Consider the following 13,814-nt stretch of genomic DNA (forward strand, 5'->3'; position numbering starts at 1 on the left):
CATTATTTAATAAATAAAAATGAATGCTAGCGATTCTTATATTGATAAAACGCCTTAGTATAGGTAACTATTACTTATTTAGCACTCTTTGCTTCTTTGTCGACATTGATGGCATTTTTTAGCAGCTCATCGGTCAAGCTCACGCCTTGCTCAGCCGCATGTTTTGGGCTGGCATATAAAGTCAAGGTATTCATGACTTCGGGCTTGATCGTATTGACGGCTTCGCCACTTAATACTCGATACACCATTTTGCCTGTGGTACGACCAAAGTCATAGTCATTGACACCAAGCGCCGCAGTAGCACCGCGTCTCACACTAAACTCGTCTGAGGCAATGACGGGAATATCAAGCTCATTGGCTGCACCTGCCATCGCTTCAAAGGCAGAGACGACATTGTTGTCTAACGAGGTATAAATAATATCAGCACGACCAGATAAGCTACGTGTCGCCATAGCAACGTCCGTTGGTCGATTGGCGGTGACTTCTAATATTTTAAGACCACGCGCGGGTGCGGCTTTTTTTAGTTGTTTGAGTACTGATACAGAGTTGACCTCACCTGGGCTATAGACGTAACCAATGGTCTTAGCATTAGGCGCAATTTTCTGAATGTTGTCTAATTGCGGCTCGATAGGCAACTCGCTAGATAGGCCTGTCACATTAGATTGGATAGGCACAGCGTTTGCGTCGATAAGCTTCGCCGCGACAGGATCTGAGATAGCGGTATAGATGACAGGGATAGTTTTGGTTGAAGCCACGATTGATTGGGCAGAGGGCGTTGAGATGGCCACGATGGCATCTGGGTTGTCTCCTGCGAACTGCTTGGCAATCTGCCCCGCTGTCGCTGTGTTTCCTTGAGCGCTTTGGAAGTTAATGGTTAGGTTTTGGCCTTCGACATAACCGTTGTCAGCCAACTCGTCTATGATACCGCGGCGCATCTCATCTAACGAAGGGTGTTCGACAATTTGCGTAATGGCCAATGTTTTGGCGGGCTTGCTAGCATCAGCAGTGGCGCTGTCATCAGTTGCAGTAGTGTCTGTAGCATTTGAGCAGCCGATCAGTCCGAGAGTGGCACTGATAGCAGCACCGTATAGGCTTAAGCGTAAGGTAGAAGCAATAGTCATTATTAGGTTAACTCATAGGTTATATCAATCGTAAAAACCAAGTAAATATCGTTAGATGTGTTCAGTCTATTTATAAGAGACCGTACCCGTCTTCGTTATGCTTAGTTTTTGAACATGATATTGGAAAATGCAGGTTAGCCGAGTCAATGCTATGTTGATGCCAAAATAGCAGGCTAACAATAAAGTAATCGTTCCATCGATCATTATGTTCATATTATGACAGTAATGTAAGTTATCGCAATAAAAAATTCAGTCGTGTTCGTCATCGGTGCTAATAAGGAGTAGGTTGGCTATCTTATTGAGTAAAGTCACCATCAAAAATCTTACAAGCTAGCAACGCATCTATTACGGACTGCCTTCATAATTAACGTAAGCTAATTTTTATACGAGAATTTTCTAATACGAGAATGATAGTGAGTCCAAAATTCACATTACTATTACGCTGATGTGGCGAATATAAAACTCACTCTGGTCTCTACTTGATATTGTTTAAACGAATACTCTGCAAGCACCATTATGAAGGCAACATTATGAACACTGCTAATCTCAAACTATTAACCATCGCTGGCATCACTGCTACCTCATTGATTTGCTTACCTGCTATGGCAAAAAATGGTCATGGAAACGGGCACGGGAACGGACATGGAAATGGACACGGAAATGGCAAATCTGCTTATGTCCATAAAGATAATAACCATCACAGTAAAGCCCGACCTAATATTAACGCTTATCGCAATGCTAGCCCTAACGCCTCATTCAAGCGTGATCTCGATAGATACGGTTACAGAGTAGTCGGCAAGATTGATAGAAGAGATTACGATCGTTCGGTCGTCTTAGACCGTTATGATAACCGCTACACTCGTATTCGCACGCCAGAAAATAATATTGTGACGGTGATTAGTGACACGTTGCAGATCATTAATATTTTGAATAAGTAAGACTTGGTTTTTATTCATTTAATAAATCAACCATAAAAAAAGATGCCACTAGGGCATCTTTTTTATTTTTTAACACTAAAAATAACCGTTAAGCTAATACGTCACCAACGACACAAGCATCCGGTAAGGTAACGACTGTTAAGCCCGTCTTTGGCTCACCAGTTGATAGTACCATGCCTTCTGAGATACCAAATTTCATCTTACGCGGTGCCAGGTTGGTCACACAAACGACTTTTTTATCAACCAATTGCTCTGGCTCATAAAACTTACGGATACCGCTGAACACGTTGCGCGGCTTGTCTTCACCAACATCTAGCGTAAACTGTAAAAGCTTGTCCGCGCCTTCGACGTGGTTACAGGCTAAGACGTGCGCTACCTTCATCTCAACTTTAGCAAAGTCGTCAATACCGATGTAGTCAGTTTGCTCAGCGTCTGCATTGGCTTCTGCTGCTGGCTTGCTGTTTGTGATAGCAGCTGGCGCTGGCGCGTCTACTTGTGCGAGAGAGGCTTTTGAGTCTTCCACCATAGCTTCAATATCTTTTTCTTCGATACGCTGCATCAATGGTTTGAACTTATTGATTTTATGGCCAAGTAACCACTGGTTACGACTGGCGAAATCTAAGCTGTCAATGTTTAAGAATTCTTTGGCATTATTGGTCAGCTCAGGTAGTACTGGCGCTAGATACACCATCAACTGACGGAAGATGTTAATCGCGACCGAGCAGACGTCTTGAACTTCTTGTTCAGTGCCTTCTTGCTTAGCAAGCGACCATGGTTTTTTCTCATCAATATACTCATTGGCTTTATCTGCACACTGCATGATTAAGCGCATGGCACGTGAAAACTCACGGTTTTCATAAGCAGCAGCAATCTCATCGCCCGTTTTGGTGATGTCTTCTAACAGTTCTGGCTCTGCACAAACTTCTGAAAGCATGCCGTCGTATTTCTTCACCAAAAATCCTGCACTACGACTGGCGATATTGACCACTTTGCCAACCAGATCAGAGTTGACCTTTTGCATAAAGTCTTCTAAATCTAGATTGATATCTTCGACTTTGTCAGACAGTTTACTGGCGAAGTAATAGCGCAGGTACTCAGGGTGCAAATGCTCAGCATACGTTTCGGCCTTGATAAAGGTACCGCGTGACTTACTCATTTTTTCGCCATTGACCATCAAGAAGCCGTGGGCAAAGACGCCTGTTGGTGTACGATACTCGCTGCCCGCAAGCATCGCTGGCCAAAACAACGCATGGAAGTAAACGATGTCTTTACCAATGAAGTGGTAAACCTCGGTTTTGTGCTCGTTTTCTTGTGCCCAATAGCGGTCAAAATCAAGCGCTTGCTCTGTACCTGCGCGTTTGTCGCATAGGTTTTTAAAACTTGCCATATAGCCGACTGGCGCATCTAGCCATACATAAAAGTATTTATCTGGCTCATCGCTTGGGGTATCTGGAATTTGAAAGCCAAAATAAGGCGCATCGCGTGAGATGTCCCAAGTCGCTAAGCCTGCCTCAAACCACTCTTGCAATTTATTGGCCACTGACGTTTGCAAACGGTTGTCACTGCGTGTCCAGTCTTTTAAGAATTGCTCAAACTCTGGCAAATTAAAGAAATAATGCTTAGAGGTTTTGAGTACGGGCGTTGAACCAGACAGCGTAGACTGTGGATTTTTAAGTTCGGTGGCATTGTATGTGGTGCCGCATACTTCACAGTTATCACCATATTGGTCTGGGCTATCACATTCAGGGCAGGTGCCTTTGACAAATCGATCGGCTAAAAATAACTGCTTTTCAGGATCGAATAACTGCTCAACGTCTTTAGTGCTGATGTGTCCAGCGCTACTAAGACGACGATAAATAAGCTCAGAAAATTCTTTATTTTCTTCTGAGTGAGTAGAGTGATAATTATCAAAATTAATCAAAAACTTAGAAAAGTCAGCTTCATGTGATGCTTTCACTGACGCAATTTGTTCTTCAGGTGTCACGCCATTGGCTTCTGCTTTTAGCATGATGGCGGTACCGTGTGCATCATCTGCGCAGACATAAGTGACCTGATGGCCTTGCGCTTTCATCGCACGTACCCAAATGTCTGTCTGAATATACTCTACAAGATGCCCCAAATGGATATAGCCATTGGCGTAGGGCAGCGCACTGGTTACTAGAATTTCACGCACAAAATCACCTATATTTTTATATAAACGGGTTAGGTATCAAACGTCTTAAGCAGCTAATGGCTATTGGACGCGATGTTATCAATGCTAAAAACTTCCAAAAATAATGAAAATTTAAAAAGTGTGCCTATGATACCGTAATTCGGCTAAATTTGTGATATTCCTTGGTAATTACTTCTCATTCGTTAGGCATCCACTAACCATAAACAATAGGCTTGCATCGAATTTAGACGTTATCAGCTGGTCATAAAAAACCCACCGAGCAATCGCTAAGTGGGTTTTTGGTTAGGTACAGTTGTTTAGACTTTATTATTAAAAATTAAAACGAACCAAACATAGTACCTAAAGTGATAACAGTGACGACCGCTACCAGTGGAATAGCCATTGTGACCATGGCAACGTTTAGATATGACTGCTTGTGGGTCAGACCACAAATCGCTAGCAAGGTAATAACCGCACCACTATGTGGCAAGGTATCCAAACCACCGGCTGCCATGACAGCGACTCGATGCATCAGCTCTGGATCGATGCCAGCATTTACGGCCATTCTGAGATAGTCTTCACCCAAAGTGGACAGAGCAATACTCAAACCACCAGACGATGAACCAGTAATACCAGCAAGCGTGGTCATTGCGACCGCTTCTGAGATGAGTGGGTTTTCAGGGCTTAGGTTCAATATGCTATCACGAATGATAAGGAAGCCTGCCAACGAGGCGATGACCGCACCATAGCCTACTTCCGATGCGGTGTTGAAAATCGGCAACATAGAATCATAAGTACCACGGTTAATGGTTTTTTGTAGATTGTTCCAATGACCAATACGTAGCAAGATTAACACCACACAAGCCACAACCAATGAGAGAATAATTGACCATAATCCGAGTGAGCCTGCGATATTTAAGTCAGGAAACTGTGCCTGTAGAGCGCTAAAGTCCATCGATGGAAAGATAGCATACGTCAATACAGCGTTTAAACCGATGACCAATATGAGCGGAATCATCGCAACGGTAAATGAGGTGTGATGCGTGTTTAATGCTTCAGCTTCTTGTGTGGCTGCACCAAGACCGCCCACATCCTCTTCATCATGCTGACCATAGCCTTCACCTGCTGCATTGGCCTTTCTGGCTCGTGACTGCAACCACAACCAACCACCAATAAACATCACCAGACCACCGATAATCCCCAAAATAGGCGCGGCAAATACGTTGGTATTGTAATAAGGAATTGGAATGGCGTTCTGAATGGCAGGCGTACCTGGCAATGCTGTCATCGTAAAGGTAAATGAGCCCAAAGCAATCGCTGCTGGTATCAAGCGCTTAGGAATATCGGCAGCTTTGAACAAGTCTTTGGCGATTGGATAAATAGCAAAGGCCACGACGAATAATGACACACCGCCATATGTCAAAATAGCACAGACTAAGATAACGGCTAAAATGGCTTTGCTAGCACCAAGCTTTTCGACCACAGTATTGGCAATCGCTGTCGCTGCACCAGAGTCTGCCATCAAACGCCCAAAGAGCGCACCCAATAAGAAAATAGGGAAAAACTTAAGTAAAAATCCACTCAAAGCACCCATGAAAACATCGGTATAGGCGGGAATACTGCTTAAAAAGTCACCTGAAAGAAATACGGCTAATGTCGCCATAATCGGTGCTAAGATCAGCACAGAATAACCGCGATAAGCAAAGAACATGAGTAATAATAGAGTAATGACAATAGCAAGCGTACTAAACATGATGGCCCTCCTTGGCAAAAAAAATAAGGCAGCGAGTATGCCGTGCTTATCAATATAGGTCAATAAAATTAATCAAAACAGGTCTATTTCGTCTGTTTTATCAAACATAAATCTAGACTCATGCGCTATCCATCATTAATATCTTACCGATCTATATACTGCACAGCGTTGACTCACATGCACTGACTGTTATTTTCTAGTCGCTACGAAAATAATATGTTAAGTTAGCACAAGTGTTTCACGCATGATATAGCGATATAAAATGTATTGTTATGGATGACAATATAAAATACAATGTTTTCCATTTATTAGGTGCAGTAAACAGTAATTGCTCTCAAATATGATAATTATTCAACATAGCTCTAACTATATTTTTTAAAACCAAACATTAAATTTACAAGGAATGTGAATATGTTTAGTGCCATCACCAATATGAGCGTGCAGTTAGTCAACCGCTATCTACCATCCCCATTCGTATTTTCGATCGTTTTGACGCTCATTGCGTTTGCGGTGGGACTGGCTATTACTGGCCAAGATATGATTGCTATGGCAGGGCACTGGGGCAATGGACTATGGTCATTACATAGCTTTGCCATGCAAATGGCATTGGTCCTAGTGACAGGCTACGCATTTGCCAGCGCACCATTTATTCAGCGTTTGTTAGACAATCTTGCCAGTAGAGTGCATTCTCCTACGACCGCTATTATCGTATCAACCTTGGTTGGTCTGGTCGGTTCATGGATAAATTGGGGGTTTGGTCTTATCCTCGGGGCTATCTTTGCGAAAGCCTTGGCAAAGAAAGTGGCTAATGTCGATTATCCTCTGCTGGTCGCGGCCGCGTATTCAGGTTTTGTGATTTGGCATGGCGGTTTTTCAGGATCGATACCGCTGACACTTAGCTCGGGCGGTGATACGCTGCTGACGCTATCAGGCAATACCATGACCGAAGCAGTACCTTTATCTCAGACCGTATTTGCAGGCTATAATATGCTGCTAGTGGGTTTGCTCATCGTTATTTTGCCACTCGTCAATCGCTTTATGCATCCCAAAAACCCTACGGTTATCGATCCTAAATTGATAAAACAAGAAGTATATGTCGCGCCTCAGAGAGACACGCCGGCACAAAAACTAGATGACAGCCGTATTATTGCTGTTATCCTATTGGCCTTGGCGCTGATGTACTATATCAGCGAGTTTGGTAGTAACGGTTTTAACCTAGGGCTCAACATCGTCATTGGGCTGTTTTTGTTTATAGGGTTGCTATCGCATGGCACGTTAGAGCGTTATTATCGTGCCGTGCACTCAGGGATAGGTGGCATTACAGGTATAGTGCTACTGTTCCCGTTCTACGGCGGTATCATGGGCATCATGACTGGTGCGAATGCTGATGGTATTTCTATCAGTACACAAGTGACCGAATTTTTTGTCAATTCTGCCTCCGCAGACAGCTTTCCGATCTTTGCATTTTTAAGTGCTGGTTTGGTCAATGTCTTTGTACCGTCGGGCGGTGGACAGTTTGCGGTACAGGGTCCTGTTATGATTCCTGCTGGCATTGAGCTGGGTGTTAGTCCAGCCATTACTGCGATGGCGATTGCGTGGGGTGATGCGTGGACCAACATGATTCAACCGTTTTGGGCTTTGCCATTATTGGGTATCGCAGGTTTGGATGCACGCGCTATCATGGGCTACTGTCTGATAGTACTGGCAGTCTCTGGTGCCATTATTATGGGTGTGTTCTGGCTAGTGGTATAAGGTTATAACGCTCAAAAGAAAAATAAGCGTGGTTCACTTTCGCTTTTAGTTCTTAATTTTTATAACAATCAACAATCAAACGGATAATTGAGATACTTAATTCAGCATTAGTTTATGCACGAATTAAAAATATAAATAACAGTCATAGGAGACAAGCATGAGTCAGTCAAAAGTATATAACAGTGCCGAAGAAGCGCTAAAAGGTGTCGTCAGTGATGGGCAAACACTTGCTATCGGCGGTTTTGGTCTATGCGGTATTCCAGAAGCATTAATCGAAGCGCTGCGTGACAGCAAAGTTAAAGAGCTGACCTGTATCAGTAATAACGCCGGTGTCGATGACTTCGGTCTTGGTCTGTTACTACAGACGCGCCAAATCAAAAAAATGATTTCATCTTATGTGGGCGAAAATAAAGAGTTTGAGCGTCAGTATTTGGCTGGTGAGTTAGAAGTTGAGTTGACCCCGCAAGGTACCTTGGCTGAGAAATTACGCTCAGGTGGTGCAGGTATTCCTGCATTTTATACCGCAACGGGTGTTGGTACACTTGTTGCTGAAGGTAAAGAGACACGTGATTTCGATGGTCGCACTTATGTATTAGAGCATACACTACGTGCTGATGTGGCATTGATCAAAGCGCAAAAAGCAGATAAAGCGGGCAATCTAATCTTTAACAAAACCGCTCGTAACTTTAATCCAGATTGTGCAATGGCGGGTAAAATCACCATTGTCGAAGTCGAAGAAATCGTTGAGACAGGCACCTTTGATCCAGACGAAGTGCATCTGCCAGGTATCTTTGTTCAGCGTATTGTATTGAATAATAGCCCTGAAAAACGCATCGAAAAAACGACAATTAAAGCAGTGTAAGGTGCTTAAATAAAAACGTGGTCGAAGCTTAATCGTATGTGAAATTAATAGTCAGTTCTTATATTTATGACAGTTTAGATAGCTCATCGTTTAGATGAAGAACCGTTTAAGTAAAGAACTGCTTAGATGAATAAAAATAGAATATCGTAAAAAATAAGGAATTTACCATGGCATGGACAAGAGAACAAATGGCGCAGCGTGCTGCACAGGAACTACAAGACGGCTATTACGTAAATTTAGGCATTGGTCTACCAACGTTGGTCGCTAACTACATTCCTGAAGGCGTGGACGTGTGGTTACAATCAGAGAACGGCTTGTTAGGTATTGGCGAGTTTCCAACAGCAGATAAAGTTGATGCCGACTTGATTAATGCTGGCAAGCAAACGGTCACAGCAGCGCCAGGCTCCAGCTATTTTAGCAGCTCAGAGTCTTTTGCAATGATTCGCGGTGGCCATGTTAACTTGGCGATATTGGGCGCGATGGAAGTATCAGAAAATGGCGATTTGGCCAATTGGATGATTCCAAAAAAGATGGTTAAAGGTATGGGCGGCGCGATGGATTTGGTCGCAGGTGTGCAGCGTGTGATTGTCCTAATGGAACAAGTCAATAAACACGGCGACCCCAAAATTCTAGCCAATTGTGAGCTACCATTGACTGGCAAAGGCGTGGTTGATCGTATCATCACCGAGCTTGCCGTATTAGACGTTACTGATAACGGGTTAAAATTGGTTGAATTAGCAGAGGGTGTGAGCTTTAAAGAGTTACAAGAAAAAACGCCCGTCAACATTATCCAGTAATATGGCTATCTTAAAATCAATGAGCTTTATCCCGCAGATAAATACGCCACTATAATCATAGTGGCGTATTTATTCAGTTCTATTTTTATAAAAACTAACAATATTTTAGACCATTATAAGGAATATGTATGGCGACCCAATTACAACAAGATTTGACAGGCAAAGTAGCATTAGTCACTGGCTCTGCAAGTGGTATCGGACGTGACATCGCTGAGACTTATGCAAAAGTAGGTGCAGCGGTTGGTATTGCAGATATTAACCTAGAAGCGGCACAAAAAACCGTTGATGCTATTGAAGCTGCTGGTGGACGTGCTCTCGCGATTGCCATGGATGTTACGTCAGAAGATGCAGTCAACGAAGGTGTACAGCAGCTAGTAGATACCTTTGGTGGTATTGATATTCTAGTCTCTAATGCTGGTATTCAGATCATTGACCCTATTGATAAAATGGCCTTCAGCGATTGGAAAAAAATGCTCAATATCCACTTGGACGGTGCATTTTTAACCACCAAAGCAGCGATTAAGCATATGTATAAAGGCGATAAAGGTGGCACGGTCATTTATATGGGCTCTGCTCATTCGCATGAGGCCTCATTATATAAAGCCCCTTATGTGACTGCTAAGCATGGATTGTTAGGTTTGTGTCGTGTATTAGCCAAAGAAGGTGCCGAGCATAAAGTACGTTCGCATGTGATTTGTCCAGGCTTTGTTAAAACACCTTTGGTAGAAAAACAAATCCCAGAGCAAGCAGCTGAAAAGGGCATCAGTGAAGAGTCTGTCATTAACGATATCATGTTGGTTAATACGGTAGACAAAGAATTTACGACGGTAGAAGACATTGCGCAATTGGCGCTATTTTTAGCAGCGTTCCCAACCAATGTATTCACTGGACAATCTATCGTTGCCAGTCATGGTTGGTTTATGAACTAAGAAATTAGTAACTATCCATTCGATGGAATAGCCACTCGTTTTCTTCTATATTCTTATCAGATCAGCATCTTGTTTTATACCCATTAGAGCCAATTAGATTGGCTCTTTTTTATTGCTTTTTCCTGTCTATTTTTTGATTAATGGTTGAGATAGTTTAAGAAATAGCAGGCAGCAAACTTGGCTCACAGTAGAACATATGTAGCAAAGCTCAGTCCTACTGGCGTTGTGGTTTTTTTATGCTTGTAATTCAGCTACACTATCAAGATAAAAGGTCTGGCTAAACTCTCATATATTATATAGTCAATCCTCTATAAATTGGATACGGTGTCAGGCTCGCTTAGTCTACTACTTGTAGTACTTTCACTCGCCTTCCTTGTATCCAAATTATATTGAACCGACTATATGGTTTATCATATCTACTATGATGTTGAACGAGCTGTTTTAGCATACCAACCCACTTGTATAGGCAGTAATGGTCGCTATGTTTAACTTTATGAAGAAAACTCCCACTAACAAACCAGAAACGCCAGAGCAGCGGGCAGCTCGAGATAGTGCTGTGGACAAGGTATTGCTTGGTTATGAAGTCGGTACGGTCAGTATTGCCACTATGGTAACGGGTCTTAATCGCGATGGTGATCAGCTCACTTTAGACTTGCGTCTACCGCAAGAGAGTAAGCCTGAAGCCATTCAGCAAGAACTGGGTCAATTACTGCATCCGCATGGTATTACGACGATTCATATGAATGTACGTCTACCAGCGCCAGAAAAAGGCTCCGGTTCAAGTTTACCAAAGAAAATGCCGAAGACGACCAATGCTATGGACAGTCAGAGCAAGCCTGCAGCCAATCCTGATGACAATAGTAATAATGATAACAGTGCTGAACCACCGATTACTAAAGCGGCACCGACACAAGCATCGCTAGCAGCGCATCCGCGTATTCGCCATATTATCGTGGTAGCATCGGGTAAGGGCGGCGTTGGTAAGTCTACAACGACAGTCAATATCGCATTGGCATTACAAAAGCTTGGCAATCGTGTTGGTGTGCTTGATGCTGACATTTATGGTCCTAGTATGCCTACGATGTTGGGTGTTGCCGATATGAAGCCGCAACTAGAGAACGAGCAATTCGTACCTGTTGATGCACATGGCATAGCGATGCTGTCAATTGGCAGCTTACTTGATGGCGATAATACGCCTGTCGCATGGCGTGGACCGAAAGCGACTGGTGCTTTGATGCAGCTATATAATCAAACCAACTGGCCACAGCTAGATTATTTGGTGATTGATATGCCACCCGGTACTGGCGATATACAGCTCACATTGGCACAGCGCATTCCAGTCACCGGAGCCGTGATTGTGACGACACCGCAGCATGTTGCTTTACTGGATGCACAAAAAGGCATCGAGATGTTCAACAAAACTCATATTCCTGTGCTTGGTGTGGTTGAAAACATGGCGCTACACACTTGTAGCAACTGTAATCATACCGAAGCTATCTTTGGTACCGGTGGTGGCGAAAAAATCGCTGAACAATATCATGTGCCATTATTAGGACAGTTACCTTTAGCCAGCGGTATTCGTGCTCAAGTGGATAAAGGCGAACCAAGTGTATTGGCGGATGATGAGTTCGCGCCATATTATTTGAGCATTGCTAAAAATATCGAAACCAATATTAATAAATTCGCAAAGCCTGTCGATGATAAGCGGATTTTTTGATGGTGGAGAAGTAGCCTAAGCTGGCAACTTTTAAAGTGAATGTATTGTCTAAAAAGAGGATATCTTGAACTTATCTATTTATCAAAGTCATTTAGACAATATTCCCAAGCAGTATAGAGTCCTACGATTATTTCGCCCACCGATATACGTCATTGAACTCTCAAACAATCAGTTGAGTGCCATTTGCTACTATAAAGATGGCAGTAGCGAACGCTATCAGATTAATGCTGACTTTAGCAATCGCCGAATGGTAATTGCCGATTTTAACAAATTCGCGAAGGCTCTCGCTGAGCTGTTAAAAAAGTTTCCAAGACACTTTTTATGGATGAGTGCGCTTGCATCAATAAATGTTACAGAAACACTAGCAGATGGATTAACCAATATTGAAATTAAGGTGATAACTGAAGCGTTTTTTGTGGGTTCTGTACAGGCAAAAAGAAGAATTTTACATAGCACCGTTAGCTATCAAGGACAGATAGTACCTTTAGAAAAATTTGGCTAGGATGCCGATATCATGAATAAAAGCCACGACAAACCGTATACTGCCGCCAACTTAAAACTGGCAAATCTCGAATATCTTATCCAAAATGGTCAGCCTATTTTTGGTGTTTTCTCCCAAGTCAAAAGTATCAATTACTTAGACTATCATAGTCATCTCATTTCACAAAAATCCTTACCTAACTGGCGTAAAGAACTAAAAGCCAACCAATTCTGCTTCATTCAGATACTCCAGTCCCCTTATCGAGTGTGCCTCGCGCTCGCAACGATTAAGCTTGCGACTAGCGCTTTCATTTACATTTATAATGAGGATACTCAGCAGCTAGAAGTCTGTGAGGCGCTACAGCCTTTGACGCATCATACGCACTTAGACGGTGATGGTTATCAAGGGCAGATGGCATTTACACATACAAAGCTTAGCGTCACCTTGGATTTTAGTCCTGCTCAGATGAATATTGCGCTCGACAGTCAGTATGTTGCAATAACGGCAGCATTAGCACGAAGCGCACAACCGTTAGCCATATGTACGCCGACTGGTAGGCGTGGCTGGACGTTTACGCAAAAAGAGCCGTTGACCGCACTATCTGGGCATTTACTCATTAAAGCCAAGTCAAAATTTCATACTGATACTCCTGATACTCCTGATACTCCTGATACTCCTGATACTCCTGACGCTCAGCCTCAAAAAATAACCTTCACCGATGCTACTATTGCCAATCTAGATTGGACGCTCGGCTATATGCGTCATGAGACCAATTGGTTTTGGAGCTGTATCACTAGTTATTTGTCAGATGGCCGTCACTTTTTGCTCAACCTGTCTATGGGTGTTAATGAGACAGGAGCCAGTGAAAATGCTTGTTGGCTTGATGGGCAGATATTCTATTTACCACCCGTTATGTTTGCTCGTGAGGGTTCAAATATTCGATCAAGTCAGCCAGACAGTCTTGAGCCAAGTGTTGAAATTGATACTAGCGCCACAAAGCCGTGGCGTATCTATCATCAAAATCTTGGGTGGAGTAATGTCGATATTGATTTGAGCTTTACACCGATTACCGTCTATAAAAAGACTGATAATTTTGGTGTGATAGCCAGTATCTTTGAGCAATGGATAGGTTTTTATAGTGGTGAAATTCGAATAAGAGATGAAGTCATTAGGCTTGATAATGTCATGGGGCTCGCAGAAGATCATTTTGCCAAATGGTAGCTTCTAAAATATAAGATGGGGATAAATGAGATTATTGGCTGTATTCAGTTTTAAGTAGCTGCTCCTCTATAAATTTTGCCATCAATTCCGT

At 42.9% G+C, this 13,814-nt stretch carries 11 protein-coding genes; 8 read left to right on the forward strand and 3 right to left on the reverse strand.

Annotation, left to right across the window (positions count from 1 at the left end):
• Positions 1 to 74: 74 nt before the first annotated feature.
• Positions 75 to 1,121, reverse strand: coding sequence for an ABC transporter substrate-binding protein (locus DFP82_RS04345; protein WP_110922509.1), 1,047 nt, complete (start codon positions 1,119 to 1,121; stop codon positions 75 to 77).
• A gap of 530 nt (positions 1,122 to 1,651) precedes the next feature.
• Here DFP82_RS04345 and DFP82_RS04350 point away from each other — a divergent pair.
• Positions 1,652 to 2,059, forward strand: coding sequence for a hypothetical protein (locus tag DFP82_RS04350; RefSeq protein ID WP_110922510.1), 408 nt, complete (start codon positions 1,652 to 1,654; stop codon positions 2,057 to 2,059).
• 88 nt (positions 2,060 to 2,147) lie between these two features.
• Here DFP82_RS04350 and metG read toward each other — a convergent pair whose 3' ends face one another.
• On the reverse strand, positions 2,148 to 4,232 hold the full coding sequence (gene metG, locus DFP82_RS04355) for a methionine--tRNA ligase (protein ID WP_110922511.1): 2,085 nt from the start codon (positions 4,230 to 4,232) through the stop codon (positions 2,148 to 2,150).
• Positions 4,233 to 4,548: 316 nt separating this feature from the next.
• On the reverse strand, positions 4,549 to 5,964 hold the full coding sequence (locus DFP82_RS04360; RefSeq protein ID WP_110922512.1) for a GntP family permease: 1,416 nt from the start codon (positions 5,962 to 5,964) through the stop codon (positions 4,549 to 4,551).
• 411 nt (positions 5,965 to 6,375) lie between these two features.
• Between DFP82_RS04360 and DFP82_RS04365 the strand changes: the two genes are divergently transcribed.
• The 7 genes from DFP82_RS04365 (at position 6,376) to DFP82_RS04395 (ending at position 13,723) form a co-directional block, all read left to right on the forward strand.
• Positions 6,376 to 7,716 carry a short-chain fatty acid transporter gene (locus DFP82_RS04365; RefSeq protein WP_110922513.1) on the forward strand — a complete coding sequence of 447 codons (1,341 nt, stop codon included), beginning with the start codon at positions 6,376 to 6,378 and terminating at the stop codon, positions 7,714 to 7,716.
• 157 nt (positions 7,717 to 7,873) lie between these two features.
• Positions 7,874 to 8,578 (forward strand): CoA transferase subunit A, encoded by a 705-nt coding sequence (locus DFP82_RS04370; RefSeq protein ID WP_110922514.1) that lies wholly within the window; start codon positions 7,874 to 7,876, stop codon positions 8,576 to 8,578.
• 167 nt (positions 8,579 to 8,745) lie between these two features.
• On the forward strand, positions 8,746 to 9,375 hold the full coding sequence (locus DFP82_RS04375; protein WP_110922515.1) for a 3-oxoacid CoA-transferase subunit B: 630 nt from the start codon (positions 8,746 to 8,748) through the stop codon (positions 9,373 to 9,375).
• Between the two features lie 128 nt (positions 9,376 to 9,503).
• Positions 9,504 to 10,304, forward strand: a complete 801-nt coding sequence (locus DFP82_RS04380; protein WP_110922516.1) for a 3-hydroxybutyrate dehydrogenase — start codon at positions 9,504 to 9,506, stop codon at positions 10,302 to 10,304.
• 481 nt (positions 10,305 to 10,785) lie between these two features.
• Positions 10,786 to 12,021 (forward strand): iron-sulfur cluster carrier protein ApbC, encoded by a 1,236-nt coding sequence (apbC, locus tag DFP82_RS04385; protein ID WP_110922561.1) that lies wholly within the window; start codon positions 10,786 to 10,788, stop codon positions 12,019 to 12,021.
• A gap of 64 nt (positions 12,022 to 12,085) precedes the next feature.
• Positions 12,086 to 12,523 (forward strand): hypothetical protein, encoded by a 438-nt coding sequence (locus DFP82_RS04390; RefSeq protein WP_110922517.1) that lies wholly within the window; start codon positions 12,086 to 12,088, stop codon positions 12,521 to 12,523.
• Positions 12,524 to 12,535: 12 nt separating this feature from the next.
• The gene (locus DFP82_RS04395) at positions 12,536 to 13,723 is read left to right on the forward strand and encodes a DUF2804 domain-containing protein (protein ID WP_110922518.1); all 1,188 of its coding nucleotides are present in this window, start codon (positions 12,536 to 12,538) and stop codon (positions 13,721 to 13,723) included.
• Positions 13,724 to 13,814: the final 91 nt, after the last annotated feature.

Source organism: Psychrobacter fozii (assembly GCF_003217155.1).
GTDB classification, from domain to species: domain Bacteria; phylum Pseudomonadota; class Gammaproteobacteria; order Pseudomonadales; family Moraxellaceae; genus Psychrobacter; species Psychrobacter fozii.